The organism is bacterium (assembly GCA_019912885.1).
In the GTDB taxonomy this organism is placed as follows: Bacteria; Lernaellota; Lernaellaia; order JACKCT01; family JACKCT01; genus JAIOHV01.
In genome coordinates this window covers 1-20,644 of record JAIOHV010000010.1, presented here as the reverse complement: position 1 = coordinate 20,644, position 20,644 = coordinate 1, and the positions used below count along the sequence as shown (strand labels likewise).

Annotated in this window: 19 protein-coding genes; 13 read left to right on the top strand and 6 right to left on the bottom strand. The window is 64.5% G+C overall.

Annotated features, from left to right (window positions below):
- From K8I61_01295 to K8I61_01275, 5 genes are all read left to right on the top strand, one after another.
- Positions 1-1,298: sulfatase-like hydrolase/transferase (locus K8I61_01295; protein MBZ0270643.1), on the top strand; the 1,298-nt coding region annotated here is incomplete at its 5' end.
- Between the two features lie 15 nt (positions 1,299-1,313).
- Positions 1,314-3,023, top strand: a complete 1,710-nt coding sequence (locus K8I61_01290) for a hypothetical protein (protein MBZ0270642.1) — start codon at positions 1,314-1,316, stop codon at positions 3,021-3,023.
- Between the two features lie 336 nt (positions 3,024-3,359).
- On the top strand, positions 3,360-5,054 hold the full coding sequence (locus K8I61_01285) for a GTPase domain-containing protein (protein MBZ0270641.1): 1,695 nt from the start codon (positions 3,360-3,362) through the stop codon (positions 5,052-5,054).
- The gene (locus tag K8I61_01280; GenBank protein ID MBZ0270640.1) at positions 5,054-6,733 is read left to right on the top strand and encodes a GTPase domain-containing protein; all 1,680 of its coding nucleotides are present in this window, start codon (positions 5,054-5,056) and stop codon (positions 6,731-6,733) included. Before K8I61_01285 ends, K8I61_01280 begins: the two co-directional genes overlap by 1 nt.
- Before the next feature lie 325 nt (positions 6,734-7,058).
- Positions 7,059-8,969: a hypothetical protein gene (locus K8I61_01275; GenBank protein ID MBZ0270639.1), complete on the top strand. Its 1,911-nt coding sequence runs from the start codon at positions 7,059-7,061 to the stop codon at positions 8,967-8,969.
- Positions 8,970-9,275: 306 nt separating this feature from the next.
- Here K8I61_01275 and K8I61_01270 read toward each other — a convergent pair whose 3' ends face one another.
- Positions 9,276-9,989 carry a hypothetical protein gene (locus tag K8I61_01270; protein ID MBZ0270638.1) on the bottom strand — a complete coding sequence of 238 codons (714 nt, stop codon included), beginning with the start codon at positions 9,987-9,989 and terminating at the stop codon, positions 9,276-9,278.
- Positions 9,982-11,148, bottom strand: a complete 1,167-nt coding sequence (locus K8I61_01265) for a DegT/DnrJ/EryC1/StrS family aminotransferase (protein MBZ0270637.1) — start codon at positions 11,146-11,148, stop codon at positions 9,982-9,984. Before K8I61_01265 ends, K8I61_01270 begins: the two co-directional genes overlap by 8 nt.
- 139 nt (positions 11,149-11,287) lie before the next feature.
- Here K8I61_01265 and K8I61_01260 point away from each other — a divergent pair, with 139 nt between their 5' ends.
- From K8I61_01260 to K8I61_01250, 3 genes are all read left to right on the top strand, one after another.
- A complete protein-coding gene (locus K8I61_01260; protein ID MBZ0270636.1) occupies positions 11,288-12,115 on the top strand; it encodes an aldo/keto reductase in 828 nt (275 codons plus the stop codon).
- 141 nt (positions 12,116-12,256) lie between these two features.
- Positions 12,257-12,991, top strand: a complete 735-nt coding sequence (locus tag K8I61_01255) for an enoyl-CoA hydratase/isomerase family protein (GenBank protein ID MBZ0270635.1) — start codon at positions 12,257-12,259, stop codon at positions 12,989-12,991.
- 139 nt (positions 12,992-13,130) lie between these two features.
- Positions 13,131-13,547, top strand: coding sequence for a DUF309 domain-containing protein (locus K8I61_01250; GenBank protein ID MBZ0270634.1), 417 nt, complete (start codon positions 13,131-13,133; stop codon positions 13,545-13,547).
- Positions 13,548-13,609: 62 nt separating this feature from the next.
- On the opposite strand, the gene K8I61_01245 is transcribed toward K8I61_01250, so the two are convergent.
- On the bottom strand, positions 13,610-14,149 hold the full coding sequence (locus K8I61_01245; GenBank protein MBZ0270633.1) for a DUF1579 domain-containing protein: 540 nt from the start codon (positions 14,147-14,149) through the stop codon (positions 13,610-13,612).
- 180 nt (positions 14,150-14,329) lie between these two features.
- Between K8I61_01245 and K8I61_01240 the strand changes: the two genes are divergently transcribed.
- On the top strand, positions 14,330-14,812 hold the full coding sequence (locus K8I61_01240; protein ID MBZ0270632.1) for a putative molybdenum carrier protein: 483 nt from the start codon (positions 14,330-14,332) through the stop codon (positions 14,810-14,812).
- Positions 14,813-15,216: 404 nt separating this feature from the next.
- On the opposite strand, the gene K8I61_01235 is transcribed toward K8I61_01240, so the two are convergent.
- The 3 genes from K8I61_01235 to K8I61_01225 all read right to left on the bottom strand — a co-directional run bounded on the left by K8I61_01235 (position 15,217) and on the right by K8I61_01225 (position 18,513).
- Positions 15,217-16,419, bottom strand: coding sequence for a hypothetical protein (locus K8I61_01235; protein ID MBZ0270631.1), 1,203 nt, complete (start codon positions 16,417-16,419; stop codon positions 15,217-15,219).
- 2 nt (positions 16,420-16,421) lie between these two features.
- The gene (locus K8I61_01230; GenBank protein MBZ0270630.1) at positions 16,422-17,567 is read right to left on the bottom strand and encodes an SGNH/GDSL hydrolase family protein; all 1,146 of its coding nucleotides are present in this window, start codon (positions 17,565-17,567) and stop codon (positions 16,422-16,424) included.
- Between the two features lie 100 nt (positions 17,568-17,667).
- Complete coding sequence (locus K8I61_01225) at positions 17,668-18,513, bottom strand: RlmE family RNA methyltransferase (protein ID MBZ0270629.1); 846 nt, start codon at positions 18,511-18,513, stop codon at positions 17,668-17,670.
- Between the two features lie 293 nt (positions 18,514-18,806).
- On the opposite strand from K8I61_01225, the gene K8I61_01220 reads away from it, so the two are divergent.
- The 4 genes from K8I61_01220 to K8I61_01205 form a co-directional block, all read left to right on the top strand.
- Positions 18,807-19,274 (top strand): DUF177 domain-containing protein, encoded by a 468-nt coding sequence (locus tag K8I61_01220; GenBank protein MBZ0270628.1) that lies wholly within the window; start codon positions 18,807-18,809, stop codon positions 19,272-19,274.
- 33 nt (positions 19,275-19,307) lie between these two features.
- Positions 19,308-19,490 carry a 50S ribosomal protein L32 gene (gene rpmF / locus K8I61_01215; GenBank protein MBZ0270627.1) on the top strand — a complete coding sequence of 61 codons (183 nt, stop codon included), beginning with the start codon at positions 19,308-19,310 and terminating at the stop codon, positions 19,488-19,490.
- A 3-nt stretch (positions 19,491-19,493) separates the two neighbouring features.
- Positions 19,494-20,423: an ACP S-malonyltransferase gene (fabD, locus tag K8I61_01210; protein ID MBZ0270626.1), complete on the top strand. Its 930-nt coding sequence runs from the start codon at positions 19,494-19,496 to the stop codon at positions 20,421-20,423.
- Positions 20,420-20,644: SDR family NAD(P)-dependent oxidoreductase (locus tag K8I61_01205; GenBank protein MBZ0270625.1), on the top strand; the 225-nt coding region annotated here is incomplete at its 3' end. The genes fabD and K8I61_01205, both read left to right, overlap by 4 nt.

Sequence of the window (20,644 nt, the reverse complement as noted above, 5' to 3'; positions counted from 1 at the left end):
TCGACACGCTGCGCACCGACGCGCTGCGCCTTTATTCCGACTCCGGAACGAGCGCGCCGAATCTCGAAACGCTCGCCGGCGACTCGATCGTTTTCACGAACGCGTACACGCCGGGGCCCTGGACGTTGCCGTCGATATCGACATTTCTGACCGGCCTTTCGCCCGATGCGCACGGCGCGCGCTACCACAAGGACCGTCTGCCCTCGAACGTGCGTATGCTCGCCCAGCGATTCGGCGAGGCGGGCTACGTCACCGCCGGCATCGGACGCAACATCTTCATCCGCATGAACATGGAACGCGGGTTCGAGCACTTCGACTTCTATCCCAAGAAGGAATCCGAAGAGCTGTTCGGCGAGACCGTCTGGGAGGAAACGTACGGGGACCCGCAGCCCGGCGACATCGATACGCCGGAGATCGCGCGCCGAGCGATCCGGTGGCTCGACGCCAATGCCGACAAGGGATTTTTTTTCTGGGTCCATTTTTTCGATCCGCATTACCCCTATGCGCCGCCGGGGAAATATCGCCCCAAACGCCGCCCGCCCGCGGGCATGGGATACAGCTTTCATGAACTCAAGCGCGTGCGCGGCGGTTACCTGATGCCGACCGCGAAGCAGCGCGAATGGATCCGGGAGCTGTATCTGGGCGAGGTGCGTTACGTGGATGCGTACGCGGGCCGCGTGCTCAATCATCTGCGAAAGCTCGGATTGTACGACGATGCGCTCATCCTCTTCGCGAGCGATCACGGCGACGAATTCTGGGAGCACGGAGGGTTCGAGCACGGCCACGCCATCCACGACGAGCTTCTCCGCGTTCCGATGATGGTGAAGCTCCCGGGCGGCGCGAAACCGGTCGAACGCATCGATACGCGCGCGTCGCTGACGATGCTCGCGCCGACGCTGCTGGAGCTTGCGGGCATCGCGTTTGACCCGGCCGATATGTCCGAGCCGTCCTTGGCTCCGGTGCTGCGCGGCGAGGAGCCCGCCGCCGAGCGCACGATCTTCGCGTCGGGCAATCTTTTCTACGACAAGAAGGAGGCGGTCATCTTCGACGGGATGAAATACATCCACCGCGAGGTGCCCGAGCGCGAGGAGCTGTTCGACCTTGCCGCCGATCCGGGAGAAACGACCAATATCGCTCTCGCGCACCCGGACCTGATCGAGCGTGCGCGCGGGTTGTTGGCCGATCATGCCCGCGCGGAAAAGATCCGGCGAAGCGAAATGCGCATCCGCCAATCGGCGCACAAGGCTCTTGACGAATCCGCGGCCGAGGCCATGCGTTCGCTCGGTTATCTGCAATAGCGGGGGGAGGGCATCATGATCCGCTGGCTAGCTTTTGCGCTGATCGCACTGATGGCGTTGCCGCTCGGATGCGGATGCGGTGATGACGAAGACGATGATGATGACGCCGGCGGCGGCCTTCACGATGACGACGACGCCGCCGACGATGACAGCGACGATGACGACGACGCGGATGACGACGACACGGGCGATGACGACGACGTGCCATTCGAGTTTGCGTGCGACGATTTCGGCCTGACGGCGCGCGATTTCATTGACGCCGAAGACAGCGCGGCGCTCTACGCGGTGGCCGCGGACTTCACCGTCGAGACGACCGCCGGCCCGTGGAATTTCGCGGACGAGTTCACCGGCTGCGAGACGTATCTTTTCATTCAGGACCTGCCGCGCCAGAACGCGCAATTCCCGGACCTGTTGTGGGGACGCGAAAGCGACGCGGCCGGGCTTTGCGCGGCCTTGCCGGATAACGCGCACGTCTTTTTCGTGTCGATCGACAAGGACCAGGACGGCCGCGACGCCAGCCTTGCGACGATCATGGAGCGCGTGGACGCGCATCTCGCGACGCTCGACGAAACCGCCGCCGCCGCGCTTTCGCGGCGAATCCACTATCTGCCCGCATACGCACGCGATCTTCCCGGATGGCTTGGCGAGTTGATGACCGACCCGCGCTGGGGATTCGGCATCGACCGCATGCAGCGCATCCGCTACATCGGCAGCTACGCCGATCCGCGCCGATTCAACGGGAGCGTCGGCTGGTTTGAGCCGAACCTCGCGATGGCCGCGAACGAGGCGGATCTCTACAACTTCGAGTCCGACCGCGACGAGCGGCTTGCGGCGCAGGGCGCGACGGTCGTCACCCTGTTTGACGAAGAGCTCTCCGATCCCGGCTGGGCCGGCACGCGCGGATATGCCGACGTGACGCTGCCCGACGCCGGCACGATGGCGGCGTTCGGCGCGGCGGAGCTGGATTTGTATCTGGGTTGCGTGGGGGAGGGCGAATACGGCACGTGTCCGGCCTGGGATTACATCGTCAATCTCTACCTGTGCGAAGCCGATGACCCCGATACCTGCGACACCGAGATCGGCCGCTGGATCACGACCTACCACCGCGAGGGGCGATGGGTTCACGACATCACGCCGCTGCTGCCGCTTTTGGCCGGCGGGGGCGAGCGGCGCTTTGCGTTCTACACGCAGCAACCCTACGACGTGAAACTCGAACTGCGCCTTCTCCCCGGCGCCAAGGCCGAGCGTCCGGTCGCGACGCATTTCCTGTTTTCGGGCGGCGCGTTTGACCTCGACTACAACGACGCGTACGCCCCGCTCGCGATCGACGTTCCGGACACGGCGGCGCGCGTGGAGATCGCCACGGTCATCACCGGCCACGGCGGCGAGGCGAACACGAACTGCGCGGAGTTTTGCGACACGACGCACCATTTCACGATCAATGGCGTCGAATACGTCCGCGAATTTCCGGACGCGAGTTCGCAATTCGGCTGCATGGACGAGGTGGGGCAGGGCACGGTGCCCAATCAATACGGCACGTGGTGGTACGGCCGTTCCGGCTGGTGCCCCGGCCGCGAGGTGCAGGTGTCACGCTGGGACGTCTCGGCCGACGCGATCCTCGGCGGCGAGAACGTCATCACGTACGAAGGCTTCTACGAGGGCGAGCCGTTTCCTTACGACGGCGCGAACATCGTGATGACATCCTGGCTGACGGTATACGAGTAGCCGCGACTTCGCGCGATGCCCGGGCGTCAGGGCCGCAAACGGAGTCATCCCGCGGCAGCGGGATGACGGAGTGCGCGGTCGGGTCCGCCCTGGCGTCGCCGTTGTCGTTATCCGTTGTGCCAATGCGTTGCCGACCGCGCACTCCGTCCCGCTCGGAGCGGGACTCCGTTTGCGGCCCTGACGGCGCGAATGCGCCGATGCCTGGGCGGTATCGACCGCGCACTCCGCTGCGCTGCGTTTGCGGCCCTGACATCGCAAGCCTGACATCGCACGCCGCCCTGACATCGCAAGCACCGTCTTTGCGGTGAAAAACATCCGTGCGATATTCGGGCCGCCATGACGCAGATTCGCGCCATCGAACCGGAAGCGCCGCGCGCGAGCGGTTGGGAGACCGCGCTTGTCGCGGGGATGCCGGTGCTCGAGGAGCTTCTCGCCGCGCGCGTGCCGGATGAGGCCGCCCGCAAGGCCGAGGCGCTGTTGGGATTATCGTACGTGCTTCTCTTCCGCTTTCGCACCGGCAACCGCCTGCCGATCGTCGGCCTGATGGGAAGCGCGGATAGCGGCAAGTCCACGCTGTTCAACAGCATCGTCGGCCGCGAAATCTCCCGGGTGACGCCGATCCCGCATCAGACGACGGGCGCCATCGTCGCCGCGCCGGAGGCGTTCGAGGCCGCCTCGCGCGATCCGGCGTTCCTGCGCCCGACGGTCACGCGCGTCGATCCACGCAAGCCCGATGTCACCGGCCTGACCGGGAGGCCGGGCGACGCGATCGCCGTGTTTCCCGCGACCGGGCGCGACCTGCCGTTCGTGCTCATCGACTTGCCGGATGTCGGCACGCTCGATTCCGCGGAGGAGCGCCAGGTGGCGTTGCGCCTGATGCCGTGGCTCGATCGCATCGTGCTGCTCGTCACGGAGGAATCCTTCGCGCAGGCCGAGCACGAACAGATCGCGCACGGCCTTTCGATCGTCCGCCCCGAACGCGCGCGCGCGGAGTTGTTCGTCGTGCTCAACCGCCGCTACGCGCACACCTCCGACGAGGAGTTCGCCGCGCGCGTCGACGCCGTTCGCGCCCTGTGGCGCGACGCGACCATTTCGCGCCTGCCGAATCTCGCCCGCGGCACGCGATTTCCCGGCGAGGCGTGGGCGCCCTTGGTGGCCGAGTCGCACGCACGCGTCGGCCGCGTGGTACAAAGCGCGCTGAGAAACCTCGCGGCGGAACTGGCCGACGACGTGCGCGCAATCGCCCAGGACCGCGTGAACGAACAGCGGATGATCGGCGAGATGATCGAGACGGAAATCCGTGGCGCGTCGCGGTTTCGCAAGGCGTTTCTCGCCGACGAGTTCCGCGCGCGGCTCGACGACTTTTCGCCGTGGAAGACATCCGTCGCGCGCGTGCGCGGGTTCCTTGGCCTTGGGCGCCTGGAGGAGCCGAAGCTCGACGTGGACATGCTCTCCGCGGACGCCGTTACGCGCCACGTCGCGAACACGGCGGACGAATTGCGCCGCGCGCTCGTCGCGCAACGCGCGCGCGCCTCGCGCGTGGGCTCGGGCGTCCCGTACGCGGACTTGGCCTCCGCGCCGGTGTGGCGCGTCGCCGAGGTGGACGACGCGGCGATGGCGGCCGAGATCGCGCGGCTCGTCGCGCGCGTCAACGACGAGGCGCGCCGCGAGGTGGAGGACATGCTCGCCACGCTGCGCGTCAGCGGCGTGAAGCACCCGGTGTGGGGGTCCGTCGCCGCCGGCGCGTCGGCGCTGTTCGTGCTCGATCTTTTCGTGCCGGGCGTCGGCACCGGCAGCACGCTCGCGGTGTCGGGCCTGTTGTCGATGCTCGGCATCGGCGGCATGGTGCGCGCGGAGGTGATGCGGCGGATGCGCGAATCGCGCGTGCGCGCGCATTTCGAGGACGGCCTCGCGGACGTGTTGCGCCGGCGCGTGCGTCTTTTGCCGGAGGAACCGGCGATGCTGATCGATCTGTCCGATCACGCGGCGCGCCTTGGCGATTGGGCGCAGGGCCTGCCGGAGGTGTTGTGATGTCCGCGGCGCACGAGCTTCAGATCATCAACGCGCGGCTGCACGAGCTTTTATCGACCGAGCAGAAGCTCTCGCTCGTGCCGGCGCGCGAGTCCGACGAGCTTCTCGTATGGTTCATGCTCGGCGGCAAGGACGTGGGCAAGTCCACGTTCCTGGACGCGTTGCTCGGCACGCGCGTGTCGGAGGACAGCAAGACGGACGCCGAGGGCACGCGGCGATTCGTGGCGTACGTTCATGAATCCGCGCGCGACGAATTGGCCGCGCGCATGCGCGACGTCGGCGCGGAGCTTGTCTATCACCTGCATCGAAGCGAGACGCACCGGCGGCTCGTGCTCATCGACAGCCCCGACTTCGACAGCCGCTACACGCGCCACGTCGAGCAGGTGCGCGAGGTGCTCGAGGCCGGCGTCGCCGACGGCGCGGTTCTGCTGGCGAGCCCCGCGAAATACCGCGACGGCATGTACTGGAACACCTTTCGTCTTTTGACGCAGTCTGTCTCGCCGCGGCACGTGCTTTTCGTGCTGACCAAGGCGGACGAGCTTGGCGAGCACACCGACGAATTGCGGCGGGACGTGCTCGGCGTCGTCAAGAAGCGCGTGGCGTCCTTTGTCGGCGACGGCGGCGACGCGCACGAGCCGGGAATATTCCTGATCGACTCGATCCGGCAAGAGGCGGATTTCCATTCGTTGGTCGAAAGGCTGATGCACAAGGTCTCCGAGCGCGAGGTCCGCGTGCAGCGCGAGGAAAACGAGCGATTCGCCGTATTGCGCGGCGCCGAGCGCTTGCGCGAGCACTATCACCTGGCCGACGCCACCGCCGCCGTGCGCGCCGCGGCCGATCCGGATCGCGTGGATCAGGTGTTCGACATGCACTTCCCCGATGCGTATTTCGCGGCGGTCGCCGACCGCCTGGCCGCGCGCCGCGAGATGAATCTGCTCGTGCGCGAGCGGCTGGCCGCGCAAACCGGCCCGACGCTCGCCGGCATCCCCGCACTCGTCGGCATGATGCATCGCATCGGCTCGTGGTCGCCCCTGCGGTTGCGCGGCGCGGAAGCGACCGCCGCGACGACGCCGGAGGAATACGATCTGGCGCGCGCCCTGCGTTGGGGGCAGGAGGAGATCGACGACCGTCTCGCCGACGCCCGGCGCGAGGCGCTCGCCGCCGTGCGTTTCGAGAATCCCGCGGTGGCGGACGATCTGCTGGCCGACGCGCCATCCGTGCTCGGCGACCTGGTCCAGGCGCTTGAGGACGAGATGTCCGCGCCGGCCGCGCCGGTGCTCTCGCGCCTCATGCGCGGGCTGCTCAACCTTCCCGTCTACATGTACCTCGTCTTTTTCGTGACGCTGCTTTTCTATCCCGCGCTCCTTTTGCTCGAGGCGTGGGGCGTCATGGGCGCCCCGCGCGTCGGCGCGGCGCTCACCCTCGACAACGTGAAGGTGTCGATCATCGGCTTCGCGGGTTACTACGTGATGGCCGCGCTCTGGGTCCTGCGCCGGCACCGCGAACGCATGCGCGAAGAGGCCCGCGAGATCGCCGCGCGCTTCGTCGATGACTTGCGCTCGCTGCTGCGCCGCGAGGTCGAGCGCCCGCTGGCGCGTTTTCGCGATCGCTTCGACGCTGTTCTTCGGGATCTCGACCAGCTCGAAAGACGTTTCGGCTTGCCCCGCAAAGCCGCATAAACGCTTCGCATAAATGTGAGGTTGAAAACGTGATCGGGTGTGGCCGCGCCCGGAATCTCGCCCATTTCTACCGACTTGATAATCGCTTATTTCGTGGCAAAAGAAGTAAGCGATGCACGAAAAATATAAGAAAAATCAACGAGTTAGACGATTTTTTCGTGGACGCAAACGTTACGGAAAGTAAGCTGGGCTTACGAAACGTAATGCCATGTTAAATTCCCGCTTTACGTCTGAATCGGTAAACGTTTGAAACAACTGGAGAAAAATGATCGGAGGCTGTTGGCAAGCGCATTGCATAATCATGCACCCGCATGGAGGTGCATACATGAAAATTTTTCCATTCCTTTGGGACGAGGATCGCGCGGTGCGACTCCTGGTTCTGTTCGTAACCGTACTCGGAATTTTCCTGCTCGCAGGCTGCGGGTCCGCGGAGGACGGCGTCGGCCGCCCCGCCTACGATCTCGGCGGTTGTGACGGAAACATTCCGGACACGGAACGCGATCCCTCGACGGATCCTGTCGATATTCCCCGCGGTGACGACGATGCGTCCGACGACGATGCGTCCGATGACGATTTTGCCGATGACGATGTGTCGGATGACGATGCATCCGATGACGATGCGTCGGACGACGATGCGTCCGATGACGATGCTTCTGACGACGATGCGTCGGATGACGATTTCGCCGACGACGACGCGTCCGATGACGACGCGTCGGACGACGATGTGTCGGACGACGATTTCGCCGATGACGACTTTGCCGATGACGACGCTTCCGACGACGACGCGGCCGATGACGACGACGATCCGCCGCTGTTCGACTCAACGCCGAGCTTCAACCTGGGCCTGGTCCATTTCCAGTACTACTTCGGGCTGGGCGGTTACAACGGGCAGATCTTCTACGACGACCATGAGTGGATGGCCGAGAACATCGAGTTCGCGATCATTTACTACGGCGACCTGGGCATGGATCTGTCCTGGGAGGAACTCAAGGCCAACAATCCCCGCGGCTCGTGGCTGAAGTGGCGCCTGGCGCAATTGCTTTTGACCAACGAGTCCGGCGGCTCGTGCAGTTCGCCGAGCAAAGGCGCGGCCGATCAGGACTTCAACAACCAGATGAACGAGTTTAACCGGTTCCTCGGCGAGTACCCGCAGTATGGCGACGGCGAGTCCTGCTTTCTGCACGCCCGCAACGACGGACGCGTGGAAGCCCGCTGGCACGTGATGGGCTGCGACGTGACGCTCAACCAGGCCGGCTACAGCGGCAGCGCGGGCGGCAACATGAAGAACGCGCGCATGCAGTCGCTGATCTGGGACGAATACGCGTGGCTGTTCGACGTGTCGAGCGACTGCGCGAAGGATTACGTCGCCTGGCGCACGATCAAGGACATCCAGGAAGAGCATTACGGCGGCGAGGGCTTCGACAACATCGGCGGTCCCCTGAATGACATGTACTACCTGCCCGACCAGATCGACCAGGTGGACATCATGGAGATCCCGAACAGCGTCGAGTACAACGCGTCGGCCCTTGAAACCTGGTGGCGCAATTCCATCGACGACATGATGGAGTACGTCAACGCGCGGACGCAGAACGCGGTTCCCGGCGCCAGGATCCTCTACAACGGCGCGAGCTACTGCAGTTGGGACGGCAGCGTCGACTGGCTCAAGGGCGCGCGCGGCGAAAACCTCGGCGTGTGGTGCGAGGATGCGCTTCATTACCCGAGCTGGGGCAACTTCGACACGCCCGACCGATTCCGTGCGCTGTTGGATCTGTCCAACACGCTGGCGGCTGACGGCGGATACATCGCCCTGGAGACGTTCTACAACGGCGGTCACACCGACCCGACGCCCGTCGAGGTCATGTATTACCTGTCGGCGATCTATGTGCTGCAAGGCCCGAAGGACGTGTACGTCATCAAGCCGACCTGGCTTCAGTACAACCCGATCAAGGACCTGGCCTGGTTTGACATCTTCGGCCGCGACATCGGGACGCCGACCGGCCCGGGTGTCGAGGGATCCAACGGCGTGTTCTCGCGCAACTACCTGCGCTCGAACGGCCAGCGTACGAAGGTCGTGGTCCGCGTCGACGGAGACCGCGCTCCGATCAGCTACAACCTCGGCGGGACCTACTGCAGCGTGGACGTGAACAACAATCTCACGACCGTCAGCGGTTCGGTTTCGCTGCCCACCGGCGGCGGCCTGGTGCTGATCGAAAAAGGCACCGGCGACTGCCCATAATCGACAAATTCACGCCGCGGGGCGCGCCCTCGCCCCGCGGCGCTATCGCGGACGCACCGCGAACAGGGGCCCTTTGTGACGGCCGGCTTTTCCTGCCTCCTCGGAAAGCCGGCCGATTTTTTTATTGCGGAATGCGGAATGAATCGCATGTTCACGCAGAGGCGCGGAGGCGCGGAGGGCGGGGAGGGAATCGCAATTCAACACAAAGGAAGGGCACGAAGGGAACAGGGAGCGAGTTGAGCGGGTTGACCGCGATGACCTTCCAGCCTTCCAGCCTTTCAGCCTTCCAGTCTCCCACACAGTTCCTTACGACTTCATTTCCACGCGTATGTCCCTGATCTCCAGCACCGTCTCGCCACCGGGCGTTTTGAACGACGTGGGAAAGCTGATGCCCTCCACCGTCTTGCGCTCGCCGCGCGTGGTGACGAATGTCGCTTCCGACGCGCCGCTCTTATGGAACGCCCACGCCACGGGCAGATCGTCGTCGCCCAGATACAACACGTAGACGTCGCCCGGCGTGTAGCCCGTCGTACCCACATACGACACGCGCAACGCGCGCCGTTTGCCGAGTGCGTCGAACTTCGGCACGTCCACCTCGCCCAAGTCCTCGAAACGCACGCCGTCGTCGGTCGCGATACGAATTTCGAACAGCGCCCAATACATGTCGTTGACAAAGGCCGCGTGCGCATCGCGTCGCTTTTCGTCGGCGACATCGGTCGGCTGGTTGGCCGATACCACGATCGACGTCCCGTCCATCGTCACCGCCACCGCGTCCGTTCGAAGATCCCACGTGTAGGAGCGCTCCGCGCCACGTTTTTGATTGCGCCAGGTGAAGTGGATTCTCGCCGCGCGGTCGAAGGCGCCGATGCCCGCGGCTTTCGCGATCTCTCGGACGATCTCCGGTTTGGCGGAAATGCCGCCGTCGCCCGGTTCGGTGTACCCGTGGCCGAAAAAAAACGCATTGACGGCAAAGACGGCAAGAAGCAGTCCCAGCCGCACGTTGACGCCGCGGTCAAACATCGCGCTCGTCCCCGCCAAGCGCGTACGCCAGGGGGACGAGAGCGCGAAAATCCGCCGGCGGGGTGAAGTCCGCCTCGCGCTGCGCGACGCGCAGATACTGATTGACCGGTAAGGCGACAAGGCGCCGGCGCAGCTCGCGCGCGTCGCCGAACGCCGGATCGTCGCCGGAAATCTCGCTGGGCAACCGATCCCAATGCTGCGCCGGCACGCCGGCCTTCAGAAGCTCGGCCATCGCCTTGTCCGCGTCCTTAACGAGCACCGGCAGCGCCTTTGGGCAAACGCCACCGGGCAGCGTGTCGTAAATGAGCTGGGCATCGTTGGCGGCTCTCATCCAATCCCTCAGGTAGTAGTAGTTGCGCCGTCTCGTCTCGAACGTCAACGCGAAATCGGCATGACGTAGGCGAGACCACGCGGAGGGATCGAATCGCGCCAGCGCGTCGCCCGCGGCCAGGCGTTTTTCCATGCGCGACGCGGCGCCGTTCACCGCGCGCCGCGCGATGTCCTCCGGCGCGTGCGGCTTGTCGGGCGCGCGCTTGAAGTACTCGTCCAGCATCCACATCAGACGCAATAGCCGCGGCGCCGCCGGCGCGGGGCCGAGATCGGACAGGCGGATGTCGTCACGATTCGTCACCGCCGCCGCGCCGTTCGGGATCAGGAAGGTCTTTCGGAAGCTGAACACGCCAAGGTCGCCGAACGTCCCGAGTGCCTTGCCGTTTTGCGTTCCGAGGAAGCCGTGCGTGTTGTCCTCGACGAAAACGAGCCCGGTCTCAAGCGCAAGCGCGGCGAGATCGACCAGGTCGAACGCGAAGCCGAAATAGTGCACCGCGACGAGCGCGCGCGTTTTTTCGTCGATCGACGCGCGCACGTGGTCGAGGTCCGCGCGCAGCCCGGTCGTCACGCGATAAAAGCGCACCGCGAACCCCGCGCGCGAAAGCTCGTCGGAAAGATCGCGGCAGATGTAGGCGGGAAGCAGCACGCCGTCGCCGGCCTTCAGCCCCGCGGCGGCAAGCCCCGCCGCCATCGCGCGGCGCGCATATCCGAACCATCCGACATTCGGCGAAGAAAACGGTACGGGTGCGGGCAGGGGACGGACGCGCGGGCGCGGAAACGTGTAGACGGGTCCGTGCGCCGGGGCGGTTTCCTCGCGATCCTGGGCCATGCGCGAACGATATCCGCGCCGCGCGGCGCCGTCAAAGCGCGCGCGGGAACGCTTCGTTCGGATTTCTGTGGAAATTTTCCTTCGCTCGGTTACGATGCGGGCGCGGTCGATCCCACGGCCGGCGGGGGCTCATGAGAAAATGAAACTGACCATCGATTCGACCTACCGAACCTTCAACGACGTCGAGATCCCGCGCCTGGGTCTTGGGGTGTGGCAGATCGGGCGCGGCGAGCCGACGATCACGGCCGTGCGGGCCGCGCTCGACGCGGGCTACCGGCACATCGACACGGCCGCGGCGTACGGCAACGAGGATTCCGTCGGCGAGGCGATCCGCGAATCCGCGATCCGCCGGCAGGATATCTTCGTCACGACCAAGCTCTGGAATGACGACCACGGCCACGACGCGGCGCTTGCCGCCTTCGACAAGAGCCTTGCGCGCCTCGGACTCGAATACGTGGACCTCTATCTCATCCATTGGCCCGTCGAGGAAAAGCGCAAGGAATCCTGGAGCGCGCTCGAGTACCTGTTCAAGGAAGGCCGCGCGCGCGCGATCGGCGTCAGCAACTACACGATCCGCCATCTGGAAGAGCTGATGGATAGCTCGGACATCGTGCCGCACGTCAATCAGGTCGAGTTCCACCCGTTCCTGTACCAGTCCGGGCTGCTCGAGTTCTGCAACGACAACGAGATCGCGCTCGAGGCGTACAGCCCGCTGACGCACGCCCGCCGTCTCGACGATCCACGCATCGGCGCCGTCGCGAAAAAGCTGGGGCGAACGAATGCGCAGGTGCTGATCCGTTGGGCGCTACAGCACGGCACGATCGTGCTGCCCAAGTCCTCGAACCCGGAGCGCATCCGCGAAAACGCGAACGTTTTCGATTTTGAAATCGGCGCGGACGACATGAAGGCTCTCGACGATCTCAACGAAGACGCGCGCGTCGCGTGGGATCCCACCGGAGTCACGTGAAATTGGGAATGGCGAATGTCGAGTTGGGAATGTCATCGCAACATCGCGATGGACGGATTTGCGTTTGCGACGGTATTCACAATTCCCAAATCGCAATTCGTCTAAAAAAAGCGTCTACTTTATTTTTAATGGAGTTACCCCATGGAGTACCTTGATCTTGCCCGCGAAGGAAACCTCGCCGTCGTCCACATGCGTCACGGCGATGAAAACCGTTTCACCACGCCGTTTCTGACAGAGCTTATCGACACGCTGACCATGCTCGAGGACGACCCCGGCACGCGCGGCGTCGTGCTGACCGCCCAGCAGGAAAAGTTCTTTTCCACGGGCATCGACCTGGAGTGGATGATGACGGTCGGCGGCGAGGATCCCGGCAAGGTCACGGAGTTCCTGCTGCTGCTCAACCGCACGCTCGAGCTTTGCACGGGATACAAAAAGCCGTTCGTCGCGGCGCTGAACGGCCACGCGGTCGGCGGCGGCGCGATCCTCGCCGCGTGCGCGGATTTTCGCCTGATGAACAGCGAGCGCGGCTTCGTGCGCCTGCCGGAGGTGAACGTCGACATCCCCTTCTGGCCGGGCATGATCGCGCTGTTTCGCGACATCCTGCCGCCGAAATCGTTCCGCGACATGGCGCTCACCGGCGGTCGTTACACGGGCGAGCAGGCGCTGGCGATGGGTTTTGTCGACGAGCTTGTGAAGCCCGGCAATCTCGTCATGCGCGCGCTGGAGTTCACGAGCTCGCTTGCCGGCGCGAAGACGGAAACCTATGCGCGTATCAAGCGCGACTTGCGCCAACACGTGCTGAAGGTGATGCACGAGGAAGACGCCAGGGAAGCGACGATGCTCGGCAAAATTTTCCGCGAACGCACGGGCGTCTGAGGATTCGCCGTTGACGGAGCGGCCATCGGTTCCCCGCTACGCCCCTGCTCGATCGCTCCCGCCGTACGCGCATCGCCCCGGCGAAACGCCGCACCCGACGCGCAATCCCGCCGGGCACAGCTTCGGTCTCGCGGAGCCGATTCACGAGGGGGAATTCGTTCCCGCCGCCTGGCGTACGGCCGAGGAGCATCTCTTTGCCGTCGATCTGTTCAACGCCGGCTATTACTGGGAGGCGCACGAGGCGTGGGAAGGCCTGTGGCGCCGCGCCCAGGGGACGCCCAAGCTCCTGTTGCACGGACTGATTCAGGCGGCGGCCGTCCTGCTCAAGCACGCGCAACGGATGCCCGATTCGGTGCGTACATTGGGACCGTCCGCGCTCGCGAAGCTCGACGGCGTCCTCGCCGATCTCCCGCCGGATGCTCCTTTCCTTCTTGGCGTCAACGTGCGCGCGATGCGCAATGATTTCGCACGTTTCATCGAACCGGTGCTGAACGACGCGCCGCATGCGTTCGACGCGGGCGGCGATCCGCCGAAGATCGTGCTTGGCGTCGAGTAAAGGTCATTCGCCTTGCGAATTATTCGAAAGGCGAATGACGTCCTTCGTCCTCGATCCTCGTCTTACTTTTTCGTGCGCGCGCCCTTACCGACGAAGGTCGCCTTCGATCCGTCCTCGAACGTGTACGTGCTTGCGAACGTCGATGCGTCTTCGTTGAACATGAAGGTGAGATCCTCGGATACGGGCGTCTCGCCGAGGCCGGCCTTCAGCGTGTCGCAGGCAAGGTCTGTCTTGCTCTTCCATTGGCAGACATGAAGATGACGTTCGCCGTCGGATGTCAAGGAATAGAAGTGGATCTTCTTGGTAAATGGATCCCAGGAAATGAGAAAACTCCCGGACCACGGCCCGGTGGGCATCGTCGCGTTTCCTTCGCAATAGGATCCCTGTCCGTCGACGACCTTCTTGCAATTCACCGTCAGCGGAAATTTGGCCGGCTCCTTTCCCTGTTCGGTGAACGTGCTGTCATAGACCCACGTTCCGGAAAAAGCGGCCACGGTCCGCAGCGCGTCCGGCGAAGGCGTTGGCGCCATCGCCTCCTCCTTGGCGAACGCCGTGACCGCGACCAGCAAAACCATCGCAACCAGGACTAACGTTGACCTCATACGAGCCTCCTTTTATGAAACAGCCCCGTGTCGCGGCGCCCCCTTGCGTCGCGACCTGTCGTGCCTCACATCAAAACGCGGTCAATAAGAGTTGGCCTTGCCGGATCGTTCCGATTGGTTCATGCGATGGCGTCGCGTGAAATAAGTCGCGCGATCGTGGATGGGACGTCAAACGAAAAAATGAAAAATCTCGAAAAAGTGATATCCGGCGGACAAACCGGCGTCGATCGGGCCGGCCTCGACGCCGCGCTCGCGGCGGGTTTGCCGATCGGCGGATGGTGCCCGGCCGGGCGGCTCGCGGAAGACGGGCCAATCGACGCCGCGTATCCACTCATCGAAACGCCGAGCGCGGAATATCACGTGCGTACGGAGTGGAACGCGCGCAACGCGGACGCGACGCTCATCGTGGCGCCCGGCCGACTCGCCGGCGGGAGTGCCTACACCGAACGCATGGCCGTCAAGCACGGGCGGCCCGTAGCGGTGGTGCGCCCACGAGAAAAAGACATCGCGGTGGCGCGCGCGTTCATCGAGAAATACGGCGTGCGCGTGCTGAACGTCGCCGGCCCGCGCGAATCGACCGAACCGGGGATCTATGCGGAGGCGCGGGCGTTTCTGGAAAGGGTGTTCAAAAACGAGGATCGAGGATTGAGGATTGAGGATTGAGTGAGTAGCGAGTGCCCGCGGCTCCGACATCGCACCCAGACGCGTCTTTGCGACGACCTTTCAGCCTTTCAGTCTTCCGGCCTTTCCGTCTTCCAGCCTTCCAGCCTTCCAGCCTTCCTAGAACATCGCGTAAATGAATTGCGGGCCCGAACTGCCGAAAAACAACACGAGCAGCAACAGGCCGGTCGCCAGAAGCGCGAGGCCGAATTCCCTGGGAAAGTTGGTCATGCGTGTTCTCCGATTATTGTGCCCGCGCCTCGCGCGGTGATGGACACGATGGACCGCATGGACGTCATGGACGACATGGACAATCCCTCCGTGCCCTCCGTGTCTTCCCGGTGCTCTCCGTGTACCGTCGGATGCGATGACGACTCGATCCTCAATCCTCGATCCTCAATCCTCATTCATCCCCCCACGATCCCGAACATTTTCAGGTACACGACAATCGCGATGCGCGTGTCGAACAGGAAGATCGGCCAGGAGATGTTCATGTATTCGATCGTCAGCACGATGCCGATGGCGCGTCCCCACCACGTCGGATCGCCGGCGAATTGCGGCAGGAATCGCGCCTTGAAACGCATCCACAGCCGGAAAAACACGAGCCCGAGGCCGAGGTAGATGCCCCAGATGAAGTAGTGCTGCAAGAGCACGGAGCCGTGCCAGAGCGCGATGAGCATCATGGTGATCATCGTGTTCAGCATGGCGCGCGTCTCGCCCTTGCGGTTTCCGCCGAGCCCGAAATAGACGTATTCGGTCAGCCAGCTCGTCAGCGAGATGTGCCAGCGGCGCCAGAATTCGCGGATGTTCCACGCGAAGATCGGCCAGTTGAAGTTTTCCATGATCCGGAATCCGAACAGGCGCGAAATGCCGATCGCGATGTCGGAGTACCCGGAAAAATCCATGTAGAGATACGCGTAATAGAAATGCAGCGACAGCCAAAGCTGTCCGGACGACAGCGTCAGGTTCGGCCCCGGTTTCAGGAACGTCGTGATGAGCCCGAAGAACATGTCCGCGAGCACGAGCTTTTTGACAAGGCCGATCGTGATGCGGCGAAGGCCCTCGCCGAACATGTCGGCGTCGAATTCCTTTTGCGCCCGGCGCTGCTCCTGGAACGGCCCGAAACGTTCGATCGGGCCGGCCACGACGGTCGGCAGGAACATGATGTAGTAAAAAAAGTCGAGGCCCGAAACGCGCCCCACGTTGCCGCGCCGCGTTTCGATCAAAAGGTGCAGCGCGCGGAACGTGAAGTAGCTGATCCCCACCGGCACGATGAGCGGCAGGTCCGCGACGATCGACAGCCCCGGCACGCCGCCCAGAAGCGAGAATCGGTATTTGTAGATCACCATCGGCAGCACGGTGAAGATCGCGCCGAGGATGAGGATGCGCTTTTGGCCCTTGTCCGATTCCGCGGCGAGGATGAGCCGTTGGATCGTCAGGACCGCCCAGAGGAACAGCACCGTGATGATGCCGCCCTGCGGGGACATCACGACAAAAAACGCCACGCCGAACAGCGCGAAAAATCCCGCGCGCAGGCGTTCGGGCAGCGACCAGTAGATCGCGAGCGCGGCGACAAAGGCGACAAGCGTGGTGAAGGAAATGAGTTCCATGATTACCGGCGCCGCTTGTCCTTCAGCTCGCGGTCGATGTCTTTGGCCACGCGCCGCGCGACCTGTTCATGACCGGCCATGTTGATGTGATCGGTGTCCGAAAAATTCGCCGGATGCACCGCGAGCGAATAGTCGACGAGCTTGTGCTTGTTGCGCCGCGTCACGTGATAGACGTTCTCCTTGTACGCGGGCACGACCTTCCCCCAGTCGAAAAACGAGCGCTCCTCGATGAGCGGCTTGTTCATCGGCGTCAGGTAGTAGAGCAGGCGATAGCCGTGCTCGCGCGCGAGCGCCGCGCCGTCCTCGAAATTTTGCCACTGCGGATTGTTGTCCGTGAAATCGAAGTTGCCGAGGATCTCGTAATTCTGAATCGCCAGCGGCTCGGGCAGGAGTTTCCAGAGATACTCCTGATTGTGCTCCTCCGGCGTGTGCAGCCGCGCCAGGAACTCCTCCTCCGTCACGAATCCGAAAATCGCCGACAGCTTGCGGCGCACGATCTGCATCGCCACGTGTTCCTCGCCGGTCGAAAGGTGCGTGATGAGGTTGCGGTGCGCGAACGTCCGCCAAAACCGCGCGAGCGTGTGCGAAATCCAGATATCGGCGAAATCCTTGGGCGAGATGCGAAACCGCGAAAGGTACGACGCGAATCCGTCCACGCCCATGAGGTAATAGGCGTTTTCCGGGCGCGTGATCGGCGTCGCCTTGTGCGTCGAGAAGAGCTTGAAATGGATCGCCTGCACGATGACGTCCGGATCGGCGTCCATCACCTTGTTCAGGATGCACAGGTGATCCGCGAAGCTCGCGCCCGCCACGCCGAGGTTGAACGCCTTCAGGTCCTCGTGGCCGTATTTCTCGCGCAGGATCTTCTCGGCCATGCTCGGAAACGCGCGCTCGTCCCACGCATTGAGGTAGCCCTGCATGACGGAACTGCCGATGAACGCGACCTTCTTGCCCTTGTAGTCCCGGAGCTGCTCCAGGAGATATTCCATCGCCTGGTCGTTGTTGCCGGCGTTGCGGATGACGATATCCGGCCGCGCGAAAAAGGCGCGCACGCCGATCTCGATGACAAGGAAGATCAGGAAAACGTAAAGCGCGACGCGGAAATAGCGAAAACGCGGCTCGCGAAAAAACGTCGGCACCTGACTCAACGCGCACTCCGGAAAAGCGGGCGGCGCGGGACAAAGCGGCCGCGCAAGGAACGGGAATCACGCAACAATCGCCGCGAATTGTCAACGCCGCGCGGGGATATCATTTCTTCCGCGCCAGCACGTAAATCTCGCGGCTCGCGCGCCGCGTCGCATCCGGGCGGACAAGCACGGGCTCGTCGAAATCCTGCTCCACGCGCGCGAGAAATTCGTCGAGGTCCGGGCCGTGAAATACCTTCGCGAGAAACACGCCGCCTTTGGGCAGCAGCCCGCGCGCGATGCGACGCGCCGCGTCGGCCAGCGCGAGGCTCCGCGACTCGTCGACGACGCGGTCGCCGGTCGTTTTCGGTGCCATGTCGGAAACCACGGCATCCACAGGCCGCGCGCGGATCGCGGCGAGGGCATCGGCGACGGAAACGTCTGCGTTGTGGGGGTTCGTTACGGACCGCTCGCTATCGCTCGCGGCACTGACGACGCTCGCGGCACTGACGTCGCTCGCGGCACTGACGACGCTCGCGGCACCGAAATCGCGGGGAGCCGTGCGCGGATCGGGCGAGGGCGGATCGAGCGCGTCGGCCATCGCGAGCACATCCGCGGCGAAGGTCTGCGCGTTTGATCCGACCGGCGGCGTTTTTTCGAGGTCGATCCCGATCGCCCGGCCCGAACCGCCGACGGCCCGGGCGATGTATTGCAGCCACGAGCCCGGATGGCAGCCGAGATCGACGACGCTCATCCCCGCGCGGAACAGGTGGTGTTTTCCGTCGATTTCCTCGAGCTTGAAAACAGACCGCGCGGCGTATCCCTCGTCCTTCGCGCGGGCGAAGTAGTGGTCGGGCCCGTGCGTTCCGTGCGGACCGCCAAAGCGCTTGCGCGTGTCGTGCGTGCTGCTGCGCCGCCCTCCGCCACCTGCGCCGCGCGCGCCGCCGCCTTTGCCGCCTTTTTTTGTCATGGCCGTCGCGCGTTTTTGGTGTCCATCCCGTCCATCATGTCCATTGGGTCCATCATGTCCATTATGTGCATGTTAACGGGTTCCGTGCCCGTGCCCAAAAGGCGGACGGACTTGATGGACAGGATGGACCTCATGGACATTGGCGAAACCCCTGTGTCCTCCGTGTCTTCTCCGTGTCCTCCGTGTTCCGCCGGACGCGATTCATTCGCGGGCCGATGCGTTCTTCTTGACACCGAACCGGCCCTTCTGCTAACGAGCCGCACGTTTGCGCTTTGGGGCGCGGGATATTTGCCATGTTGATCCGGATCGCCGAACTTGCCCGGGGTCGCCGCGACTACGAGTTCGAACTCGCCGCCGCGCTGCTTGCCGACGCGATCGGCGAGCGCGACGACGTTCTTGGCGACGGCCTGCACGCGCATGTGTGGATCGAGGCGGAGCTCGTCGATCGCACGATCACGCTTTCGGGCATCTCGCGCGTGATGGGCCGCGTCGTTTGCGGGCGCTGCGGCGACGAGACGCAGCTTTCCATCGAGCTGCCGTGGCGGCTGATTCTGATTCCGAAGCGCGAACGCGGGGGAGAAAAGGTCGAGGACATCGAGCTCGGTTATTATTCCGGCGACCGCATCGATGTGTCGCGCGAGGCGATCGAGCAGACGGGACTCTATTTTCCGGATATTCTTTTGTGCCGGCCCGACTGCCGGGGCCTTTGCCCGAATTGCCGGGCGAACCTGAATCGAGAAACCTGCCGCTGCCCGAAATAGACGGCGCGGCCCGCGAAGAACAAGGAGTCCAACATGCCGCGCCCCAAGCGCAAGATCAGCAAGCGACGCCGGGGAACGCGCTCCGCGCATGACGCCCTGAAGGCGCCGAACCTGATCGCCTGCCCCAACTGCCAGGAGTACATGCTGTCGCATCGCGTCTGCCCCTCCTGCGGTCACTACAAGGGCAAAGAGGTCGTCACGAAGTCGGAAGAGTGATCCGTGCCGCGCGCGGCCTTTCTCTTTTCCGGCCAGGGCAGCCAGGCGCCCGGCATGGGCCGCGACTTGTACGATCGATCCGCCGCCGCCCGGCGCGTCCTCGATGACGCCGCCCGCGCCGCGGATTTCGATCTGCTTGCGCTCTGCTTTGACGGACCCGCGGAGACGCTCGCGCTGACCGCCTATCAGCAGCCGTCCATCCTCGCCGTCTCCGTCGCCGCGCACGCCGCCGCGCGCGACGCGGGCCTTCCCGATCCCGTGTGCGTTTTTGGCCATTCGCTCGGCGAGTGGTCCGCGCTTGTCGCGGCGGACGCCTTGGCGCTTGCCAACGCGATCCGCCTCGTCTCGGCGCGCGGGCGATACATGCAGGAGGCTGTGCCCGCGGGCGAAGGCGGCATGGTCGCTCTACTCGGTTGCGACGAGCAAACGGCCGACGCCGCCTGCCGCGAGGCCGGCGACGCGTGGCCGGCGAACCTGAACGGCGGCGGCCAGATCGTCATCTCCGGGCGAACGGACGCGCTCGAACGCGCCGTCGCCGCCGCGAAGGCCGCGGGCGTGCGCCGTGCGACGCCGCTGCCGGTCTCCGCGCCGTTTCACTCGCCGCTCATGCAGCCGGCCGCCGATCGCCTGCGCGACGATCTCGCCGCAATCGCGTTTGGTGCGCCGTCGGCGCCGGTCATCTCCAACGTCGACGCCCGCGCGCACGAAGACACGGGCGAGTTTTCCGATCTGCTCTACCGCCAGGTCACGTCGCGCGTCTTGTTCGAGGCGTGCGTTCGCGAGGCGTCAAGAATGGGCGCGCGGGTGTTCGTCGAGTTCGGCCCCGGCGGCCGGCTCGCCGCGCTCGTCAAGCGCATCCTTCCGGACGCCGAGGCGCTCGCGGTTTCGAACGCGGACGAGCTCGAGTCCGCGCTCGCGAGGCTGGCCGCATGACCGAAAAGCGCACCGCGCTTGTCACCGGCGCCTCGCGCGGCATCGGCGCGGCGATCGCCCGGCGTCTTGCCGCCGACGGCTTTGTCGTCGGCGTCGGCTACCGGGAACGCGAGGACGCCGCGCGCGCGGTCGTCGCCGCGATCGCCCAAGCGGGCGGGCGGGCATCGCCGGTCGCGATCGACGTGACGGACTCCGAATCGGTGCGCGCGGCGGTGAAGAAT

What these genes read in the sequence shown, in the direction of transcription:
- K8I61_01290 (MBZ0270642.1), top strand. Translation starts at nt 1,314, where the DNA reads ATGATCCGCTGGCTAGCTTTTGCGCTGATCGCACTGATGGCGTTGCCG.
- K8I61_01285 (MBZ0270641.1), top strand. Translation starts at nt 3,360, where the DNA reads ATGACGCAGATTCGCGCCATCGAACCGGAAGCGCCGCGCGCGAGCGGT.
- K8I61_01280 (MBZ0270640.1), top strand. Translation starts at nt 5,054, where the DNA reads ATGTCCGCGGCGCACGAGCTTCAGATCATCAACGCGCGGCTGCACGAG.
- K8I61_01275 (MBZ0270639.1), top strand. Translation starts at nt 7,059, where the DNA reads ATGAAAATTTTTCCATTCCTTTGGGACGAGGATCGCGCGGTGCGACTC.
- K8I61_01270 (MBZ0270638.1), bottom strand. Translation starts at nt 9,989, where the DNA reads ATGTTTGACCGCGGCGTCAACGTGCGGCTGGGACTGCTTCTTGCCGTC.
- K8I61_01265 (MBZ0270637.1), bottom strand. Translation starts at nt 11,148, where the DNA reads ATGGCCCAGGATCGCGAGGAAACCGCCCCGGCGCACGGACCCGTCTAC.
- K8I61_01260 (MBZ0270636.1), top strand. Translation starts at nt 11,288, where the DNA reads ATGAAACTGACCATCGATTCGACCTACCGAACCTTCAACGACGTCGAG.
- K8I61_01255 (MBZ0270635.1), top strand. Translation starts at nt 12,257, where the DNA reads ATGGAGTACCTTGATCTTGCCCGCGAAGGAAACCTCGCCGTCGTCCAC.
- K8I61_01245 (MBZ0270633.1), bottom strand. Translation starts at nt 14,149, where the DNA reads ATGAGGTCAACGTTAGTCCTGGTTGCGATGGTTTTGCTGGTCGCGGTC.
- K8I61_01240 (MBZ0270632.1), top strand. Translation starts at nt 14,330, where the DNA reads ATGAAAAATCTCGAAAAAGTGATATCCGGCGGACAAACCGGCGTCGAT.
- K8I61_01235 (MBZ0270631.1), bottom strand. Translation starts at nt 16,419, where the DNA reads ATGGAACTCATTTCCTTCACCACGCTTGTCGCCTTTGTCGCCGCGCTC.
- K8I61_01225 (MBZ0270629.1), bottom strand. Translation starts at nt 18,513, where the DNA reads ATGACAAAAAAAGGCGGCAAAGGCGGCGGCGCGCGCGGCGCAGGTGGC.
- K8I61_01220 (MBZ0270628.1), top strand. Translation starts at nt 18,807, where the DNA reads ATGTTGATCCGGATCGCCGAACTTGCCCGGGGTCGCCGCGACTACGAG.
- rpmF (MBZ0270627.1), top strand. Translation starts at nt 19,308, where the DNA reads ATGCCGCGCCCCAAGCGCAAGATCAGCAAGCGACGCCGGGGAACGCGC.